This window comes from Pseudomonas sp. W22_MBD1_FP4 (assembly GCF_052113765.1).
GTDB classification, from domain to species: Bacteria; Pseudomonadota; Gammaproteobacteria; order Pseudomonadales; family Pseudomonadaceae; genus Aquipseudomonas; species Aquipseudomonas sivasensis.
Genome location: NZ_JBGQOI010000002.1, coordinates 329,753 through 347,552, shown reverse-complemented (window position 1 = coordinate 347,552; position 17,800 = coordinate 329,753). Strand labels below are relative to the sequence as shown.

Genomic DNA, 17,800 nt, shown 5'->3' with positions numbered 1-17,800 from the left:
AAGGCGCTAGATAATTGAACGTTTCTGCGCGCAAAAAAAAGCCCGCAGTGTGCGCGGGCGAAACCAACGAAGAGCTTTGGGGGTGTGAAGCGAGGTGACGACTCAGCTACCGCGATAGGTAGAGTAGCTGTAAGGCGAAATCAGCAGAGGCACGTGGTAGTGATCCTGTTCGGCACTGATACCAAAACGCAGTACGACGACATCAAGGAAGGCCGGCTCCGGCAACTGCACGCCACGGGCACGGTAGTAATCGCCGGCGCTGAATTGCAGCTGGTAAACACCCGTGCGGTAGTCATCGCCTTGCAGCAGCGGTGCATCGCAACGACCGTCGCTGTTGGTCAGGGCGCTGGCGACCAGCTCCAACTGCGTGCCTTCGACGCGGTACAGTTCAACCTGAATGGCGCTGCCGGGGCAGCCGTGGGCGGCATCGAGTACGTGTGTGGTCAGTCGTCCCATGGAACGGAGCTCCCTTGAGTAGAGTGAAAATAGGCCGCACCTTTACAGGGCATGCAAAATCCGGCGATGCGCTGATTAAGACACTTTTAATAAAAATTGTACACAATAAAAATTACAAAGTTTTACTCACCACTCTGCGCAGCTATCCTCACTGCAAATTCTCAGCAAGCCTTGCTTTTAAACGCCCTTTCATCCATTTACTGACCAACCAGGCAAGTTTCTTGCAAAGCTAATCGGTGGCAACCGCCTGGAAAAAATGCAGAAATACAGGCTTACAAAGTGACCATCAAGTTGTATACAATCAGCTCATCGCTGTGACGCCACCAGGTTTTTCTGCCGGTCGCCACGCACTTGCTACCACGAACAAGAAGGAAGACTGCAGTGAGCGCTGACTACCCACGCGACCTGATCGGTTACGGCAGTAACCCTCCTCACCCCCACTGGCCGGGCAAGGCACGCATCGCGTTGTCTTTCGTACTCAATTACGAAGAAGGCGGCGAGCGCAATATTTTGCACGGCGACAAAGAGTCCGAAGCCTTCCTATCGGAAATGGTCTCGGCCCAACCGCTGCAAGGCGCACGCAACATGAGCATGGAGTCGCTGTACGAATACGGCAGCCGTGCCGGCGTGTGGCGCATCCTCAAGCTGTTCAAAGAATTCGATATCCCGCTGACCATCTTCGCCGTGGCCATGGCCGCCCAACGCCACCCGGACGTGATTCGCGCCATGGTCGAGGCCGGCCATGAGATCTGCAGCCACGGCTACCGCTGGATCGACTACCAGTACATGGACGAGGCCCAGGAGCGCGAGCATATGCTCGAAGCCATCCGCATCCTTACCGAACTGACCGGCGAACGCCCGCTGGGCTGGTACACCGGCCGCACCGGCCCGAACACCCGTCGCCTGGTGATGGAAGAAGGCGGTTTCCTGTACGACTGCGACACCTACGACGACGACCTGCCCTACTGGGAACCGAACAACCCCACCGGCAAGCCGCACCTGGTGATCCCCTACACCTTGGACACCAACGACATGCGCTTCACCCAGGTGCAAGGTTTCAACAAGGGCGATGACTTTTTCGAATACCTGAAGGATGCGTTCGACGTGCTGTACGCCGAAGGCGCCGAGGCACCGAAGATGTTGTCCATCGGCCTGCATTGCCGTTTGATTGGCCGCCCGGCGCGCCTGGCTGCGCTGAAGCGTTTTATCGAATACGCCAAGGGCCATGAACACGTGTGGTTCACCCGCCGCGTCGATATCGCCCGTCACTGGCATGAAACCCACCCGTACACGGGAGCGGCCAAATGACTGCATTCAAGACCCTGAAGCCATCGACCTTGAGCCGCGATGAGTTTGTCGCCGCCTTTGCCGATATCTACGAACACTCGCCATGGGTGGCCGAAAAGGCCTTCGACCTGGGCCAGGACCCTTCGATCGACCAGATCGAAACCCTGCACCAGCGCATGAGCGACATCCTGTTGAGCGCTGATCACACCAGTCAACTGGCCCTGATCAACGCCCACCCGGACCTGGCCGGCAAAGCTGCCGTCCAGGGCCAACTCACCCAAGCCAGCACTGATGAGCAAGCTGGCGCGGGGATTCACCAATGCACGGCCGAAGAGTTCTCGCGCTTCACCGAGCTGAACGATGCCTACAAAGCCACGTTCAAGTTTCCCTTCATCATGGCGGTAAAAGGCAGCAACCGGCATCAGATCCTGGCCGCATTCGAGACGCGCATTCACAACTCGGCGGACGCCGAATTCAAATGCGCCCTGGCCGAGATCAACAAGATCGCGTTGTTCCGTTTACTGACCCTCTAAACGACCATCCCCAGCCACTCTATATAAGGCAGACAAGAAGAATGAAAGCTTACGCCGTACCTTTCGAGAAGTTCGTCAACCTGGCCGACGCCCGTCTGGGCACCAAGATCCTTTCGGTGACCGATGACTGGTTCGCTGACGCCAACCGCCTGTTCCAGCCGACCCCGGCCGTGTGGAAGGAGGGCGTTTTCGATGACAACGGCAAGTGGATGGACGGCTGGGAGTCACGCCGCAAGCGCTTCGAAGGCTACGACAGCGCAGTGATCCGCCTGGGCGTACCGGGTTCGATCAAGGGCGTGGACATCGACACTTCATTCTTCACCGGCAACTTCCCGCCGTCGGCGTCCCTGGAAGCCTGCTTCCTGGCCTCGGGCGACCCGGATGACAACACCCAGTGGACCGAAGTGCTGTCGGCCGTCGAGTTGCAAGGCAACAGCCACCACTACCACGAGATCAGCAACGATCAGGCATTCAGCCACCTGCGTTTCAACATCTACCCGGACGGCGGCGTAGCCCGTCTGCGTGTGTACGGTATTCCGTTCCGCGACTGGTCGTCGGTGGGCGACAACGAACAGGTCGACCTGGCGTCTGCCCTGAACGGCGGCCGCGCACTGGCGTGCTCCGATGAACACTTCGGCCGCATGAGCAACATTCTCAACCCAGGTCGTGGCATCAACATGGGCGATGGCTGGGAAACCGCTCGTCGTCGTACACCAGGCAATGACTGGGTGATCGTCGCATTGGGCCACCCGGGCGAGATCGAGAAGATCATCGTCGACACCCTGCACTTCAAGGGCAACTACCCGGACACCTGCTCGATCCAAGGCGCCTTCGTGAAAGGCGGCACCGACAGCCAGATCGAAACCCAATCGCTGTTCTGGCGCGAACTGCTGCCGGCGCAGAAGTTGGAAATGCACGCCGAACACACCTTCGCCGAGCAGATCAAGGCACTGGGCCCGATCACTCACATCCGCCTGAACGTGTTCCCGGATGGGGGCGTGAGCCGCCTGCGTGTACTGGGTAAAGTCGCCAAGTAAACGCTGAATCCTGTGGCAAAGGAGCTTGTTGTGGTGAGCGGGCTTGCCCCGCGTTGGGGCGCGAAGCGACCCTGGAAGCAGACACCGCGTTTTCACAGAAGAAACGCAGTGATCTTGTTGGGGCCGCTTAGCAGCCCAGCGCGGGGCCAGCCCGCTCACCACACACGTTCATCACACCCACAAGCAACCGCATAACCAACACAGAATCCGGATAAGAAGACAGCCATGCGCACACTGATGATCGAACCCCTGACCAAAGAAGCCTTCGCCCCCTTCGGAGACGTTATCGAAACCGACGGCAGCGATCACTTCATGATCAACAACGGGTCGACCATGCGCTTTCACAAGCTGGCAACGGTAGAAACCGCACAGCCTGAAGACAACGCCATCATCAGCATCTTCCGCGCCGACGCGCTGGATATGCCGCTGACCGTGTGCATGCTGGAAAGACACCCGCTGGGCAGCCAGGCTTTCATACCGCTGCTCGGCAACCCCTTTCTGATCGTGGTCGCGCCACTTGGCGATGCACCTGTATCGGGCTTGGTCCGCGCCTTCGTCACCAACGGCAGGCAGGGCATTAATTACCATCGCGGCGTCTGGCACCACCCGGTGCTGACGATCGAAAAGCGGGATGACTTCCTGGTGGTTGATCGCAGTGGCACAGGCAATAACTGCGATGAGCATTTTTTCAAAGAGGATGAGCGGTTGATCCTCGCCCCCCACCAATAAGAGAAGGCCGGATCACCCGACAACAAGGGTGACAGGCGAGAGGTAAAGACTGTGGAAGCACATCTGTTGGAATGGCTGAACCTTAGCGTGCGCTGGGTTCACATGATCACTGGCGTCGCCTGGATCGGCGCTTCGTTCTACTTTGTCTGGCTGGAAAACAACCTCAACCGCGTCAACCCCAAGAGCGGCCTCGCCGGTGACTTGTGGGCGATCCACGGTGGCGGTATCTACCACCTGGAAAAATACAAACTGGCCCCGCCGACCATGCCGGACAACCTGCACTGGTTCAAATGGGAAGCCTATTTCACCTGGATGTCGGGCGTCGCGCTGCTGTGCGTGGTGTTCTACCTCAACCCGACGCTGTACCTGCTCGCACCCGGCAGCAGCCTCAGCGGCACCGAGGGCGTATTGCTGGGCATTGGCTCACTGTTCGCCGGCTGGTTCATCTACTCCTTCCTCTGCGACTCGGCCCTGGGTAAACGCCCTGCCCTGCTCGGTTTCATCCTGTTTGTGCTGTTGATTGCGGCGGCCTATGGCTTCAGCAAAGTGTTCAGCGGCCGTGGCGCCTACCTGCACGTCGGTGCGGTGATCGGCACCATCATGGTGGGCAACGTGTTCCGCATCATCATGCCGGCGCAGCGCGCGCTGGTGGCGGCCATCGCCGAGAACCGCACGCCTGATCCGGCCCTGCCGGCCAAGGGATTGCTGCGTTCGCGCCATAACAACTACTTCACCTTGCCGGTGCTGTTCATCATGATCAGCAACCACTTCCCGAGCACCTACGGCAGCCAATACAACTGGCTGATCCTGGCGGGTATCGCGGTGGCGGCGGTGTTGGTACGGCACTACTTCAACACCCGTCACAACAGCCAGAAGTATGCATGGACCTTACCGGTCGGCGCGTTGGCGATGATTAGCCTGGCATACGTCACTGGGCCAAAACCGGCAGAGCCGATTGCCAAGGCACCTGCGGCCATCGAATACCAGCCACTGCCTGAAACGGCGTTGGGCGGTGGCTTGAAACCCGCGGTTCCAGCAGCTCCCGCCGCCGAACCGGCCCCCGCCCAGGCGACGATTGATTTCGACAAGGTGCATGGGGTGATCCAAGAGCGTTGCGCCGTGTGCCATTCGGCCAAGCCCACCAGCCCGCTGTTCAGCACCGCTCCGGCTGGGGTGATGTTCGATACCCCGGCGCAGATCCAGCAACAGGCAGCACGCATTCAGGCGCAGGCCGTGGCGAGCCAGATCATGCCGCTGGGCAACATCACCCAGATGACCCAGCAGGAGCGGGATTTGATTGGCACCTGGATCAACCAGGGGGCGCGTACCAACTGACAGATTCACACAGTTCCAATGTGGGAGGGGCTTGCCCCCGATAGCCGTGTGTCATTCAAAACATCAGTGACTGAACCACCGCAATCGGGGGCAAGCCCCTATCCCACAGGGGACTTGTAGTGATTTAGAGATTGCGTTCCACACAACACAAAAATAAAAAAGATCCGAGGTGTTGCATGACCGAGTTAGTCGAACCGCAGATTCCTGCCGCCCCTGCCATGGAGCGGCTGCCCCTCTTGCAACTGATTCTGGTAGGCCTGCAACACGTCTTGCTGATGTACGGCGGCGCCGTCGCCGTACCCCTCATCATTGGCCAGGCCGCGGGCTTGAGCCGTGAAGAAATCGCTTTCCTGATCAACGCCGACCTGCTGGTGGCCGGTATCGCCACCATGATCCAGTCATTCGGCATCGGCCCGGTGGGCATTCGTATGCCGGTGATGATGGGCGCCAGTTTTGCCGCCGTCGGCAGCATGGTCGCCATGGCCGGCATGCCGGGTATCGGCTTGCAGGGTATCTTCGGCGCGACCATCGCGGCCGGGTTCTTCGGAATGATCATTGCGCCCTTCATGTCCAAGGTGGTGCGCTTTTTCCCTCCGTTGGTGACTGGCACCGTGATCACCGCCATCGGCCTTTCGCTATTCCCCGTGGCCGTGAACTGGGCCGGCGGCGGCAGCGCGGCAGCCACATTTGGCTCGCCGATCTACCTGGCGATTGCCGCGCTGGTACTGGCTACCATCCTGCTGATCAACCGCTTCATGCGCGGTTTCTGGGTGAACATTTCGGTGCTGATCGGTATGGGGCTTGGCTACGGCTTGTGCGGCATCATTGGCATGGTCGACCTCAGCGGCCTGGCCCAGGCGCCGTGGGTGCAGGTGGTGACACCGCTGCACTTCGGCATGCCGAAGTTCGAGTTGGCACCGATCCTGTCGATGTGCCTGGTCGTGGTGATTATCTTTGTCGAATCCACCGGGATGTTCCTCGCCCTGGGCAAGATCACCGGTCAGGAAGTGTCCCCCAAGATGCTGCGTCGGGGCTTGCTGTGTGATGCCGGCGCGTCGTTCTTCGCCGGGTTCTTCAACACCTTTACCCACTCCTCATTCGCCCAGAACATCGGCCTGGTGCAGATGACCGGCGTGCGTTGCCGCTCGGTGACGATCATGGCCGGCGCGTTCCTGATTGTGCTCAGCCTGTTGCCCAAAGCGGCGTACCTGGTGGCATCGATTCCACCGGCAGTGCTCGGCGGTGCGGCGATTGCCATGTTCGGCATGGTCGCAGCCACCGGCATCAAAATCCTTCAGGAAGCTGACATCGCCGACCGCCGTAACCAGTTGCTGGTAGCGGTGAGCATCGGCATGGGCCTGATTCCCGTAGTGCGCCCGGAGTTCTTCGCCCAACTGCCGTTGTGGATGAGCCCGATTACCCACAGTGGAATCGCCATGGCCACCCTCAGCGCGTTGTCGCTGAATATCCTGTTCAACATCCTCGGCGGTTCAGAACGCCCTGCCGTCGCTCATACGCATTGATTCCTTCGTTACGACAACAAAAACAATAACGAACAAGGAACCCCACCATGCACACCCTCCACCTGGGGGCGGCCATCAGCCGTGCCCCATTTATGCCCGACACGCTCTGTAAGAGCGCACTTGAGCCAAGGCTTGGGAGCCAGTATTCTCCGCGCCCGCTCGAATCGACTCAAAAAAAAACAGCGAATGTAAAAGCTGACTGCAAGGCCAACTTATCCCGGCCTAATGTCTGCTGCCACGGTGCACAAAACGCCTCTGTATTCGACTGTATTTGTTGCAGCCGACGGGGATTTTTTGGCGTTTCAAACACCTTGGCGCAGCTCTTGCTAAAAGCACTAAAGCTGACCAAACAGACGATTTTTGCAGCGAACCAAAAGGCGCCACACCAGAGCGCCTGCGTAGAAGAAAAACCACAAAACCTTAACTCGGGAGCAACCGAATGAAACCTATGTTCAAAGGCCTGATGCTGGCAGGATCCCTGCTTGCGGGTGGTCAGGCCGTGGCCGGTGACTTGTTGCAGTGGCAGAACAACAGCCTGACGTACCTGTGGGGCAAGAGCTTTACCGTCAACCCGCAGATCCAGCAAACCGTCACCTTCGAACACGCCGACGCGTGGAAGTACGGCGACAACTTTGTGTTCGTCGACCGCATCTTCTACAACGGCAAGGAAGACGGCAACGTCGGCCCAAGCACCTACTACGGCGAGATCAGCCCACGGTTGTCATTCGGTAAAATCCTCGACAAAGACCTGTCCTTCGGACCGATCAAGGATGTGCTGCTGGCCTTCACTTACGAGTTCGGCGAAGGCGATAACGAGTCGTACCTGCTCGGCCCGGCGTTCGACTTGAACATCCCTGGTTTCGACTACTTCCAACTGAACTTCTATCAGCGCCAGACCGAAGGCAATCGCGCGGGTGATGGCGTTTGGCAAATCACTCCGGTGTGGGCCTACACCATTCCCGTCGGCAGCTCCGACATCCTGATCGACGGCTTCATGGATTGGGTGGTGGATAACGACAAAAACGCCCGTGGCACTTACCACGCCAACCTGCACTTCAACCCGCAGGTTAAATACGACCTGGGTAAAGCGCTGCATTGGGGCGATAAGCAGTTGTATGTGGGTTTTGAGTACGACTACTGGAAGAACAAGTACGGGATCGAAGATTCGGGTGCATTCAAGACCACCCAGGACACGGCGAGCTTCCTGGTCAAGTATCACTTCTAAAAGCCAATGCAATACAAATGTGGGAGGGGGCTTGCTCCCGATAGCGAAGTGTCAGTCACTCTATTTGTTGACTGACACACTGCTATCGGGAGCAAGCCCCCTCCCACATTCAGATAGGCGGCAGGCCCAAAAACCGCATGATCTCCTCACGCTTGGCCAGCGCATCTTTTCTGCCCAACTCAATCAACTCGCTGCAATACCCCGCCTCGAACAGCAAGTAACTCAGCACCCCCGCCCCGCTCGTTTTGGTCGCCCCCGGCCCACGCAAGAACAACCGCAACGCCGCCGGCAATTCCTGCCGATGCCTTGCCGCGATTTCATCGATCGGCTGGCTTGGCGCAATCACCAGCACTTCCACCGGTGCCAGGCCTCGGGCCGCGCTGTCGGCTGGCTGGTGATGGCTGAACTGGTTCAGACGCTCCAGCAATTCGATATCACTTTCCAGGCTGTCGATGAACGTGCTGTTGAGCATGTGCCCACCGATCTGGGCCAGGGTCGGTTCCTGACCGGTGTAGGTGCGCTGCACCGATGGCTCGTTGCCCCGCGGGTTGCCGCTGACGCCCACCACCAGCACGCGGGTCGCCCCCAGGTGCAGCGCCGGGCTGATCGGGGCTGATTGGCGCACCGCACCGTCACCGAAATATTCCTGGTCGAGTTTCACCGGGGCAAACAGCAAAGGGATCGCTGAACTGGCCAGCAGGTGCTCAACCGTCAGTTGCGTCGGGACGCCGATACGCCGATGGCGCAACCACGCATCAATGGTGCCGCCACCTTGATAGAAGGTCACCGCCTGCCCGGATTCATAGCCGAACGCGGTGACCGCCACCGCGTGCAAATGCTTGTTTCGGATGGCTTCGTCGATGCCGCCCAGGTTCAGGCGCTCTTGCAACAAGTCCCGCAGCGGAGAGCTATTAAGCAACGCTACCGGCACTTGCGCGCCCAGGCCCAACAGGCTGTGGATGAGGAAACGACTCGCCTGGCGAATAACCCCCGGCCAATCACTGCGCAACACCAGATGGCTGCGAAAGCCCTGCCAAAAGGCAGTAAGACGCTGGATCGCCGCCGTGAAATCCATCGCGCCACTGGCCAGTGTCACCGCATTGATCGCCCCGGCCGAGGTGCCGACGATCACCGGAAACGGGTTGGGCGCCCCTGGTGGCAACAGCTCGGCAATCGCCGCCAAAACACCCACCTGATACGCCGCTCGCGCCCCGCCGCCGGAAAGAATCAAGCCTGTTACCGGTTCAGCTGGGCGCATCGCATCACTCCGTGTGGGGAAAATCTCGCCTTATCGGCGGCTTTTTTCGTACAACTTGGGTTCGCCCGGTGGCCGGCTCTTGAAGCGGCGGTGGGTCCACAGGTATTGCTCGGGGCATTCGCGTACAGAGGTTTCGACCCACTGGTTGATGCACAGGCAGTCCACCTCATCGCTTTCGCCGGGAAAGTCGGTCAACGGCGGATGGATCACCAGGCGGTAACCACTGCCGTCGGCCAGGCGCTCCTGGGTGAACGGCACCACCAGCGCCTTGCCCAGGCGGGCGAACTTGCTGGTGGCGGTGACGGTGGCGGCCTGGATGCCGAACAGCGGTACGAAAATACTTTGCTTGGCGCCATAGTCCTGGTCAGGTGCGTACCAGATGGCGCGGCCGGCGCGCAGCAGCTTAAGCATGCCGCGCACGTCTTCGCGCTCGATGGCCAGGGAATCAAGGTTGTGGCGCTCGCGGCCACGGCGCTGGATAAAGTCGAACAACGGATTGCCGTGCTCGCGGTACATCCCATCAATGGTGTGCTTTTGGCCCAACAGCGCCGCGCCGATTTCCAGGGTGGTGAAATGCAGGGCCATGAGGATCACGCCCTTGCCATCGAGTTGGGCCTGCTTGAGATGCTCCAGGCCTTCGACATGGGCCAGACGCGACAGGCGCTGGCGCGACCACCACCAACTCATGGCCATTTCAAAGAAGGCGATGCCTGTGGAGGCAAAGTTTTCCTTGAGCAACTGCTTACGCTCTTTAGCGGTTTTTTCCGGGAAGCACAGTTCCAGGTTACGCGCGGCGATGCGGCGACGCTCGCTGGCCACACGGTACATACCCGCGCCCAGTAACCGACCAATGGCCAGCAGCGCGCGGTATGGCAATTGGGTGACCAGCCACAGCAGGCCGAGCCCAAGCCATAGCAGCCAGAAACGCGGGTGAAAAAATGCAGCTCGAAAACGCGGGCGATCCATTACAGATTCCGGTAAAGACAGGGCCGCGCATTCTACAACGGTTCGACCCGGCTTGCGGCCAGTGGATGTTCTCGTTATAAGTCTCGACACTTTTCGTGACAAGCCGCTTTATGCCGACCATGAGCCAAACCGAACCGCTAGACCAAGATCCCGTGTTCCAGCTGAAAGGCAGCATGCTCGCCATCACCGTGCTGGAACTCGCCCGTAACGACCTCGACGCCCTGGACCGCCAGCTCGCCGCCAAGGTCGCCCTGGCGCCAAACTTCTTCAACAACGCCCCGCTGGTGCTGGCCCTGGACAAACTACCGGCCGGCCAGGGCGCTGTCGATCTGCCTGGCCTGATGCGCGTGTGCCGCTCCCATGGCCTGCGCACTCTCGCCATTCGTGCCAGCCGTATCGAAGACATTGCCGCGGCCATCGCCATTGAACTGCCAGTACTGCCACCGTCCGGCGCACGCGAGCGTCCGCTCGAACCATTGGTCGGTGAAGAGAAGAAAAAACCGGAAAAACCACCGGAGCCGACGATAAAGCCTACAAAGATCATCACCTCTCCCGTACGCGGTGGGCAGCAAATTTACGCCCAAGGCGGCGACCTGGTTGTCATCTCCTCGGTCAGTCCCGGCGCGGAACTTCTCGCCGATGGCAACATCCATGTATACGGCCCGATGCGCGGACGTGCCCTTGCCGGCATCAAGGGTGATACCAAGGCCCGTATTTTTTGCCAGCAGTTGACCGCTGAGCTAGTGTCCATCGCAGGCCAGTACAAGGTTTCCGAAGATTTGCGCCGTGATCCACTATGGGGGGCCGGGGTGCAGGTCAGCCTGTCGGGCGATGTGTTGAACATCATCCGTCTTTAACGGATACTGCCGCATTTTCCAAGCATCTCTAGACTCTGATAGCACAGCGAAACCGGCAATACTTGTGTAGGAACATCTGAAGGTTGGCGTTTTTCCTACGCTAACCCGTCTTTTTCCTACAAAGACCGTCCGCCTGCAGCGAGTTCCAAGAGATGTTTTTCAGGGACTGAAAAGTCCTTTTTCCTTAGGGGTGAAACACCTTGGCCAAGATTCTCGTGGTTACATCCGGCAAGGGTGGTGTGGGTAAGACCACCACCAGCGCCGCTATCGGTACCGGCCTCGCTCTGCGCGGCCACAAGACAGTCATCGTCGACTTCGACGTCGGTTTGCGTAACCTCGACCTGATCATGGGCTGCGAACGCCGTGTGGTGTACGACTTCGTCAACGTGGTGAACGGCGAAGCCAACCTGCAACAGGCCCTGATCAAGGACAAGCGCCTTGAGAACCTGTACGTACTGGCCGCCAGCCAGACCCGTGACAAAGATGCGTTGACCAAAGAAGGCGTAGGCAAAGTCCTCGCTGAACTGAAGGAAACCTTCGAATACGTCGTCTGCGACTCCCCGGCCGGCATCGAAACCGGTGCTCATTTGGCGATGTACTTCGCCGATGAAGCCATCGTGGTAACCAACCCGGAAGTGTCCTCCGTACGTGACTCGGACCGCATGCTCGGCCTGCTGGCCAGCAAGTCCCAGCGCGCAGAGAAAGGTGAAGACCCGATCAAGGAGCACCTGCTGCTCACCCGCTACAACCCTGAGCGCGTCAGCAACGGCGAAATGCTCGGTGTCGAGGACGTCAAGGACATCCTCGCGGTGACCCTGCTGGGCGTGATCCCGGAATCCCAGGCCGTCCTGAAGGCTTCCAACCAGGGTGTCCCGGTTATTCTTGACGACCAGAGCGACGCCGGCCAGGCGTACAGCGATGCGGTTGATCGCTTGCTGGGCAAGACCGTGGAACATCGCTTCCTCGATGTTAAGAAGAAGGGATTCTTCGAGCGTATCTTTGGAGGCAACTAAACAATGAAATTTCTCGACTTCTTTCGCGCCAACAAAAAGCCAAGCACCGCGTCGGTCGCGAAAGAGCGTCTACAGATCATCGTGGCGCACGAACGCGGCCAACGCAGCACCCCGGACTACCTGCCAGCCTTGCAGAAGGAACTGGTCGAGGTGATCCGCAAGTACGTCAACATCGGCAACGATGACGTGCATGTCGCTCTGGAAAATGACGGCAGCTGCTCGATTCTGGAACTCAATATCACCCTGCCTGATCGTTGATCGAACAGGCGGCCGCCACGGCGGCTCGCACACCTTGATCCCATAGCGGGAACCGGGTGGGCGAGCCGCCGTTGGCGTTTGTTACGAGGCTGTTTAATGCCGCTGTCCAATATCCATATCCTGCATCAGGACGACGCTGTCCTGGTGGTGAACAAGCCGACCCTGCTGCTCTCGGTGCCTGGCCGCGCCGACGACAACAAGGACTGCCTGATCACCCGCCTGCAGGAAAACGGCTACCCCGAAGCCCGCATCGTCCATCGCCTGGACTGGGAAACCTCGGGGATCATCCTGCTCGCTCGGGATGCCGATACCCATCGCGAACTGTCCCGCCAGTTTCACGACCGTGAAACCGAGAAGGCCTACACCGCATTGGCCTGGGGCCAGCCGGAACTCGACAGCGGCAGCATTGATCTGCCCTTGCGCTACGACCCGCCGACCAAACCACGGCATGTGGTGGATCACGAGTTCGGCAAACACGCGATGACCTTCTGGAAGGTGCTGGAACGTTGCGGCGACTGGTGCCGTGTGGAGCTGACGCCGATCACCGGGCGCTCGCACCAGTTGCGCGTGCACATGCTGTCGATCGGTCATCCATTGCTCGGCGACGGCCTGTATGCCCATGAGCAAGCCCTGGCTGCGTGGCCGCGCCTGTGCTTGCACGCAAGCATGCTGAGCTTTACTCATCCGCAGAGTGGCGAGCGTTTGCGCTTCGAGTGCCCAGCGCCCTTCTAAAGCTGTGAACACAGAACAAATGTGGGAGGGGGCTTGCCCCCGATGGCGGAGAATCAGTCACTGTATTGTTGACTGACCCACTGCAATCGGGGGCAAGCCCCCTCCCACATTTGTACTGTGCACTTCCCGTCACCGAACGGTAAACTCCGCGCATTGCTGTCTGGAGCTATTTATGCGCGAAGCGTTGAATCAAGGCCTGATCGACTTCCTCAAGGCCTCCCCTACTCCTTTTCATGCCACTGCCGCCCTGGCCCAGCGCCTGGAAGCGGCCGGTTACCAGCGTCTCGACGAGCGCGAAACCTGGGCCACCGAAGCCAACGGTCGCTACTACGTGACCCGCAACGACTCCTCGATCATCGCCTTCAAGCTCGGCCGTCACTCGCCGCTGCAGGGCGGGATTCGCCTGGTTGGCGCCCATACCGACAGCCCGTGCCTGCGGGTCAAGCCCCAGCCCGAGCTGCAACGCCAGGGCTTCTGGCAGTTGGGCGTGGAAGTCTACGGCGGCGCCTTGCTGGCGCCGTGGTTTGACCGCGACTTGTCCCTGGCAGGCCGCGTGACGTTCCGCCGCGACGGCAAAGTCGAAAGCCAACTGATCGACTTCAAGCTGCCCATCGCCATCATCCCGAACCTGGCCATTCACCTGAACCGCGAAGCCAATCAGGGCTGGGCAATCAACGCCCAGACCGAACTGCCGCCGATCCTCGCGCAGTTTGCCGGTGACGAGCGCGTGGACTTCCGAGCCGTGCTCACCGAGCAACTGGCGCGCGAGCACGGGTTGAACGCTGATGTGGTGCTCGATTACGAGCTGAGCTTCTACGACACCCAGAGTGCAGCTGTAATTGGCCTCAATGGCGACTTCATCGCCGGCGCGCGCCTCGACAACCTATTGTCGTGCTACGCCGGCCTGCAAGCCCTGCTCACCAGCGAGACCGACGAAACCTGCGTACTGGTGTGCAACGACCACGAAGAAGTCGGTTCCTGCTCGGCCTGCGGTGCCGATGGCCCGATGCTGGAACAGACCCTGCGACGCCTGTTGCCGGAGGGTGATGAATTCGTACGTACCATTCAGAAATCCCTGTTGGTGTCGGCGGACAATGCCCACGGTGTGCACCCGAACTACGCCGACAAGCACGACGCCAACCACGGCCCCAAGCTCAACGCCGGCCCGGTAATCAAGGTCAACAGCAACCAGCGCTACGCGACCAACAGCGAAACCGCCGGGTTCTTCCGCCACCTGTGCATGGCCGAAGAAGTGCCGGTACAGAGCTTTGTGGTGCGCAGCGACATGGGCTGCGGCTCGACCATCGGCCCGATCACCGCCAGCCACCTGGGCGTGCGTACCGTGGACATCGGCCTGCCGACGTTTGCCATGCACTCCATTCGTGAACTGTGCGGCAGCCATGACCTGGCGCATCTGGTGAAGGTACTGGGTGCGTTCTACGCCAGTCGCGACCTGCCTTGATCCAAAGGCTGAATACAGCCAGAAATGTGGGAGGGGGCTTGCCCCCGATGCGGTGGGTCAGCTAAAAACAAGCTGACTGACAGACCGCTATCGAGGGCAAGCCCCCTCCCGCATTTGGTTTTGCGTACACCTGATCTGCATCATCTGCACTTCCCGCAATCCGACCTAGACTTGTCAGTATTCCCACTCCGACAAGGCCGTCGCACCATGATCTCCATGTCCTCCTTCCACGCCATGCTTATCCCTATTCTGATCGGCATGATCATGCTCGCGGTCGGCTTCAACTTTCGCGACAAGCCCCTCGGCGTGTTCGGCATGTGGATCGGTATGCTGCTGATCCTGGGCACCGTGGTGTACAAGATCCTCGCCAAACTGGCCGAATGACGCGTGCACTCGTACACTCGCTCAACCCGTCGTTTCCAAGGTTGACCGCCTCGTGCTTTCCCGTCTGTTTGCCCTGCCCTGCTACCTGCTGATCGCCCTGTTCACCTTGCTGCCGCTTACTTCTGCCCAAGCAGTCGGTTTGCCCGGCCTGCTCGGCAGCACTAACAAGTCCCAGCCCCAGGCAGAAGTGCCCCTCGGCCAATCGCTGGACGAGGTGATCAAGACCCTGGAAAACGACCAGCAGCGCACCCAACTGCTGAGCGATCTGAAAAAACTCCGCGCCGCCACACAAAAAGCCCAGCCGGCCGCCGAACAGGGCGTGCTTGGGCTGATCGGCAGCACGCTGTCGACCCTGGAGCAACAGTTCTCCGGCAACGACAGCCCGCTGGGGCGTTGGTCCGATGAGATCGACCAGGCCAAGGACGAACTCGACGCCTTGATGCTGCCAGCCAACGAATGGCTGCCAATCATTTTTGGCTTTGCGCTTATTCTCGCGGTGTGGAGCCTGCTGGCCTACGTGCTGATATGGCTCAGCCACCGCGTCCGCGAACGGTTCGGCCTGCCTGAAGAACTGCCGCAACACCCGCGCACCTGGGACATGGTGCGCTTTGCCCTGCGCAAACTGGGGCCGTGGCTGATCGCGCTGGTGATCACCGTGTACATGAGCTACGCACTGCCCTCTTCCCTGGGTAAATCCCTGGCGATGGTGTTGGCTTACGCGCTGGTGGTCGGTACCTGTTTCTCAGCCATCTGCGTGATCGCGTTCTCTTTGCTCGACGGCCCGCACCGCCATCGTGCGCTGTATATCCTGCGGCACCAGGCCTTTCGTCCGCTGTGGTGGATCGGCAGCTTTGCCGCTTTTGGTGAAGCCCTGAGCGACCCAAGACTGGTAACTGCGCTCGGCCAACACCTGTCTCACACCGCCGCAACCGTCGCCAATGTGATGGCGGCGTTGTCCACCGGCGTGTTTATCCTGCGGTTTCGCCGCCCGATCGCCCACCTGATACGCAACCAACCGCTGTCGCGCCGCCTCACCCGTCGCGCCCTCAGCGACACCCTCTCGATCATCGGTTCGTTCTGGTACCTCCCGGCCTTGCTGCTGGTGGGCATTTCGCTGTTTGCCACGTTCGTCTCTGCCGGCGACACCAGCACCGCCCTGCGCCAATCGCTGCTGTGCACGGTGTTGCTGGTGTTGTGCATGGTCATCAACGGTCTGGTACGCCGCCATGCTCTCAAGCCGCAACGCGGGCACAAGCGCCATGCGCTGTACTCCGAGCGCCTGAAAAGCTTCATCTACACCCTGGCCCACCTGGCGGTATGGCTGGTGTTTATCGAGCTGGGCCTGCGGGTCTGGGGCCTGTCGCTGATTGGCTTTGCCGAAGGCGAGGGGCATGAAATCGCGGTCAAACTGTTCGGCCTGGCCGGTACGCTGCTGTTCGCCTGGCTGATCTGGATCCTCAGCGACACCGCGATCCACCACGCCCTCACCCGCTCGCGCAAAGGCCTGGCCAATGCGCGGGCGCAGACCATGATGCCGTTGATCCGCAACGTGCTGTTCGTGACGATCTTCATCATTGCCGCCATCGTCGCCCTGGCGAATATGGGCATGAACGTCACACCGCTGCTGGCGGGTGCCGGTGTGATCGGCCTGGCCATCGGTTTTGGTGCGCAGTCGCTGGTGGCGGACTTGATCACCGGCCTGTTCATCATCATCGAAGATTCCCTGGCGATTGATGATTACGTGGATGTAGGCGGCCACCTCGGCACCGTCGAGGGCCTGACCATCCGCACCGTGCGCCTGCGCGACATCGACGGGATTGTGCACACCATTCCGTTCAGCGAGATCAAGAGCATCAAGAACTACTCGCGAGAGTTCGGCTACGCGATCTTCCGGGTGGCAATTCCGTACAACATGGACATTGATAACGCGATCAAGCTGATCCGTGATGTCGGCCAGAAAATGCGCAATGACCCGCTGCAGCGCCGCAATATCTGGTCGCCGCTGGAGATCCAGGGGGTGGAGAGCTTTGAGTCAGGCAGCGCGATCCTGCGCGCCCGGTTCAAGACGGCGCCGATCAAGCAATGGGAAGTGTCAAGGGCGTTCAACCTGTCGCTGAAACGGCATCTGGACGAGGCCGGGTTGGATCTGGCCACACCTCGATTGAGTGTGCAGGTGGTGACGGGAGCTTCGGGTGGGTTGGAGAAAGAGAAGGACGCTTGAAGCAGCCGCACCCACCTTTGCCGAGCGGCTTGTTGTGGTGAGCGGGCCTGCCCCGCGCTGGAGCGCGAAGCGGTCCTGAACGGGTGGAATGCGGTGTATCTGATACAACTCAGTGGCTGGAGTGGGGCTGCTTTGCAGCCCAGCGCGGGGCAAGCCCGCTCACCACATCAGGCCCGCTTGCCACAATACGCGCGCTCACTCCATAGAGCCTGATTACCAGACACAAACCGCCATGTTTAAACGAGCGCTGCTCCATCCATCTTCTGGCGCAAGCTCAACGGGCGCATATCAGTCCAGGTTTCTTCGATGTAGGCCAGGCACTCTTTCTTCATGCCGCTCTTGCCCACGGTGCGCCAGCCTTCCGGCACGACCTTGTAGTCGGGCCAGATGGAATACTGTTCTTCATGGTTGACCACTACCTGAAACAGGATGTCGTCGCGGTCAAATACTGAGGTCATTGCTGTTCTCCATCGCAAAAAGCTGGCTGCGCACCACGCGCAGCACTGATATCTGTAGAAACGTAC

At 59.9% G+C, this 17,800-nt stretch carries 20 protein-coding genes; 16 read left to right on the top strand and 4 right to left on the bottom strand.

What is annotated here, in order from left to right; genetic code table 11:
• Positions 1 to 102 precede the first annotated feature (102 nt).
• On the bottom strand, positions 103 to 456 hold the full coding sequence (gene uraH / locus ACEN2T_RS04390) for a hydroxyisourate hydrolase (RefSeq protein ID WP_032888007.1): 354 nt from the start codon (positions 454 to 456) through the stop codon (positions 103 to 105).
• Positions 457 to 470: 14 nt separating this feature from the next.
• Between uraH and ACEN2T_RS04385 the strand changes: the two genes are divergently transcribed.
• The 9 genes from ACEN2T_RS04385 (at position 471) to ACEN2T_RS04345 (ending at position 8,125) form a co-directional block, all read left to right on the top strand.
• Positions 471 to 689 carry a hypothetical protein gene (locus ACEN2T_RS04385; protein ID WP_143521258.1) on the top strand — a complete coding sequence of 73 codons (219 nt, stop codon included), beginning with the start codon at positions 471 to 473 and terminating at the stop codon, positions 687 to 689.
• Positions 690 to 837: 148 nt separating this feature from the next.
• Complete coding sequence (puuE, locus tag ACEN2T_RS04380) at positions 838 to 1,764, top strand: allantoinase PuuE (protein ID WP_032888005.1); 927 nt, start codon at positions 838 to 840, stop codon at positions 1,762 to 1,764.
• Positions 1,761 to 2,276: a 2-oxo-4-hydroxy-4-carboxy-5-ureidoimidazoline decarboxylase gene (gene uraD / locus ACEN2T_RS04375; protein ID WP_032888003.1), complete on the top strand. Its 516-nt coding sequence runs from the start codon at positions 1,761 to 1,763 to the stop codon at positions 2,274 to 2,276. Before puuE ends, uraD begins: the two co-directional genes overlap by 4 nt.
• A gap of 41 nt (positions 2,277 to 2,317) precedes the next feature.
• Positions 2,318 to 3,313 carry an allantoicase gene (alc, locus tag ACEN2T_RS04370; protein WP_032888001.1) on the top strand — a complete coding sequence of 332 codons (996 nt, stop codon included), beginning with the start codon at positions 2,318 to 2,320 and terminating at the stop codon, positions 3,311 to 3,313.
• 225 nt (positions 3,314 to 3,538) lie between these two features.
• Entirely contained in the window at positions 3,539 to 4,042 is a 504-nt protein-coding gene (locus tag ACEN2T_RS04365; RefSeq protein ID WP_027603915.1) for an ureidoglycolate lyase, read from the top strand.
• A 51-nt stretch (positions 4,043 to 4,093) separates the two neighbouring features.
• Positions 4,094 to 5,377 (top strand): urate hydroxylase PuuD, encoded by a 1,284-nt coding sequence (locus ACEN2T_RS04360; protein WP_099603043.1) that lies wholly within the window; start codon positions 4,094 to 4,096, stop codon positions 5,375 to 5,377.
• Positions 5,378 to 5,553: 176 nt separating this feature from the next.
• Positions 5,554 to 6,900 (top strand): nucleobase:cation symporter-2 family protein, encoded by a 1,347-nt coding sequence (locus ACEN2T_RS04355; protein WP_032887997.1) that lies wholly within the window; start codon positions 5,554 to 5,556, stop codon positions 6,898 to 6,900.
• Positions 6,901 to 6,947: 47 nt separating this feature from the next.
• Positions 6,948 to 7,343 (top strand): hypothetical protein, encoded by a 396-nt coding sequence (locus ACEN2T_RS04350; protein WP_143521257.1) that lies wholly within the window; start codon positions 6,948 to 6,950, stop codon positions 7,341 to 7,343.
• Positions 7,340 to 8,125 (top strand): outer membrane protein OmpK, encoded by a 786-nt coding sequence (locus ACEN2T_RS04345; protein ID WP_032887994.1) that lies wholly within the window; start codon positions 7,340 to 7,342, stop codon positions 8,123 to 8,125. The genes ACEN2T_RS04350 and ACEN2T_RS04345 overlap by 4 nt, the downstream gene beginning before the upstream one ends.
• Positions 8,126 to 8,234: 109 nt before the next feature.
• Here ACEN2T_RS04345 and ACEN2T_RS04340 read toward each other — a convergent pair whose 3' ends face one another.
• Together ACEN2T_RS04340 and ACEN2T_RS04335 are read right to left on the bottom strand one after the other, a co-directional pair.
• Positions 8,235 to 9,383, bottom strand: coding sequence for a patatin-like phospholipase family protein (locus ACEN2T_RS04340; protein ID WP_032887992.1), 1,149 nt, complete (start codon positions 9,381 to 9,383; stop codon positions 8,235 to 8,237).
• 30 nt (positions 9,384 to 9,413) lie between these two features.
• A complete protein-coding gene (locus ACEN2T_RS04335; RefSeq protein WP_442116359.1) occupies positions 9,414 to 10,349 on the bottom strand; it encodes a lipid A biosynthesis lauroyl acyltransferase in 936 nt (311 codons plus the stop codon).
• 119 nt (positions 10,350 to 10,468) lie between these two features.
• Between ACEN2T_RS04335 and minC the strand changes: the two genes are divergently transcribed.
• The 7 genes from minC (at position 10,469) to ACEN2T_RS04300 (ending at position 17,276) form a co-directional block, all read left to right on the top strand.
• A complete protein-coding gene (gene minC / locus ACEN2T_RS04330) occupies positions 10,469 to 11,206 on the top strand; it encodes a septum site-determining protein MinC (protein WP_032888096.1) in 738 nt (245 codons plus the stop codon).
• Between the two features lie 200 nt (positions 11,207 to 11,406).
• Positions 11,407 to 12,219: a septum site-determining protein MinD gene (gene minD, locus ACEN2T_RS04325; RefSeq protein ID WP_017737535.1), complete on the top strand. Its 813-nt coding sequence runs from the start codon at positions 11,407 to 11,409 to the stop codon at positions 12,217 to 12,219.
• Between the two features lie 3 nt (positions 12,220 to 12,222).
• Entirely contained in the window at positions 12,223 to 12,477 is a 255-nt protein-coding gene (gene minE, locus ACEN2T_RS04320; protein ID WP_003175252.1) for a cell division topological specificity factor MinE, read from the top strand.
• 96 nt (positions 12,478 to 12,573) lie between these two features.
• Positions 12,574 to 13,209, top strand: coding sequence for an RluA family pseudouridine synthase (locus ACEN2T_RS04315; RefSeq protein WP_032887988.1), 636 nt, complete (start codon positions 12,574 to 12,576; stop codon positions 13,207 to 13,209).
• A gap of 172 nt (positions 13,210 to 13,381) precedes the next feature.
• Positions 13,382 to 14,671: a M18 family aminopeptidase gene (locus tag ACEN2T_RS04310; protein ID WP_032887987.1), complete on the top strand. Its 1,290-nt coding sequence runs from the start codon at positions 13,382 to 13,384 to the stop codon at positions 14,669 to 14,671.
• A gap of 207 nt (positions 14,672 to 14,878) precedes the next feature.
• Complete coding sequence (locus ACEN2T_RS04305) at positions 14,879 to 15,055, top strand: hypothetical protein (protein WP_010208820.1); 177 nt, start codon at positions 14,879 to 14,881, stop codon at positions 15,053 to 15,055.
• A gap of 52 nt (positions 15,056 to 15,107) precedes the next feature.
• Positions 15,108 to 17,276: a mechanosensitive ion channel family protein gene (locus tag ACEN2T_RS04300; protein WP_032887985.1), complete on the top strand. Its 2,169-nt coding sequence runs from the start codon at positions 15,108 to 15,110 to the stop codon at positions 17,274 to 17,276.
• Between the two features lie 236 nt (positions 17,277 to 17,512).
• On the opposite strand, the gene ACEN2T_RS04295 is transcribed toward ACEN2T_RS04300, so the two are convergent.
• Positions 17,513 to 17,734, bottom strand: coding sequence for an MbtH family protein (locus tag ACEN2T_RS04295; RefSeq protein WP_032887983.1), 222 nt, complete (start codon positions 17,732 to 17,734; stop codon positions 17,513 to 17,515).
• Positions 17,735 to 17,800 lie beyond the last annotated feature (66 nt).

Excerpts from the sequence above, each read along its gene's own strand:
- uraH (WP_032888007.1), bottom strand. The coding sequence starts at position 456 with ATGGGACGACTGACCACACACGTACTCGATGCCGCCCACGGCTGCCCC.
- uraD (WP_032888003.1), top strand. The coding sequence starts at position 1,761 with ATGACTGCATTCAAGACCCTGAAGCCATCGACCTTGAGCCGCGATGAG.
- alc (WP_032888001.1), top strand. The coding sequence starts at position 2,318 with ATGAAAGCTTACGCCGTACCTTTCGAGAAGTTCGTCAACCTGGCCGAC.
- ACEN2T_RS04365 (WP_027603915.1), top strand. The coding sequence starts at position 3,539 with ATGCGCACACTGATGATCGAACCCCTGACCAAAGAAGCCTTCGCCCCC.
- ACEN2T_RS04355 (WP_032887997.1), top strand. The coding sequence starts at position 5,554 with ATGACCGAGTTAGTCGAACCGCAGATTCCTGCCGCCCCTGCCATGGAG.
- ACEN2T_RS04350 (WP_143521257.1), top strand. The coding sequence starts at position 6,948 with ATGCACACCCTCCACCTGGGGGCGGCCATCAGCCGTGCCCCATTTATG.
- ACEN2T_RS04345 (WP_032887994.1), top strand. The coding sequence starts at position 7,340 with ATGAAACCTATGTTCAAAGGCCTGATGCTGGCAGGATCCCTGCTTGCG.
- ACEN2T_RS04340 (WP_032887992.1), bottom strand. The coding sequence starts at position 9,383 with ATGCGCCCAGCTGAACCGGTAACAGGCTTGATTCTTTCCGGCGGCGGG.
- ACEN2T_RS04335 (WP_442116359.1), bottom strand. The coding sequence starts at position 10,349 with ATGGATCGCCCGCGTTTTCGAGCTGCATTTTTTCACCCGCGTTTCTGG.
- minC (WP_032888096.1), top strand. The coding sequence starts at position 10,469 with ATGAGCCAAACCGAACCGCTAGACCAAGATCCCGTGTTCCAGCTGAAA.
- minE (WP_003175252.1), top strand. The coding sequence starts at position 12,223 with ATGAAATTTCTCGACTTCTTTCGCGCCAACAAAAAGCCAAGCACCGCG.
- ACEN2T_RS04315 (WP_032887988.1), top strand. The coding sequence starts at position 12,574 with ATGCCGCTGTCCAATATCCATATCCTGCATCAGGACGACGCTGTCCTG.
- ACEN2T_RS04310 (WP_032887987.1), top strand. The coding sequence starts at position 13,382 with ATGCGCGAAGCGTTGAATCAAGGCCTGATCGACTTCCTCAAGGCCTCC.
- ACEN2T_RS04305 (WP_010208820.1), top strand. The coding sequence starts at position 14,879 with ATGATCTCCATGTCCTCCTTCCACGCCATGCTTATCCCTATTCTGATC.
- ACEN2T_RS04295 (WP_032887983.1), bottom strand. The coding sequence starts at position 17,734 with ATGACCTCAGTATTTGACCGCGACGACATCCTGTTTCAGGTAGTGGTC.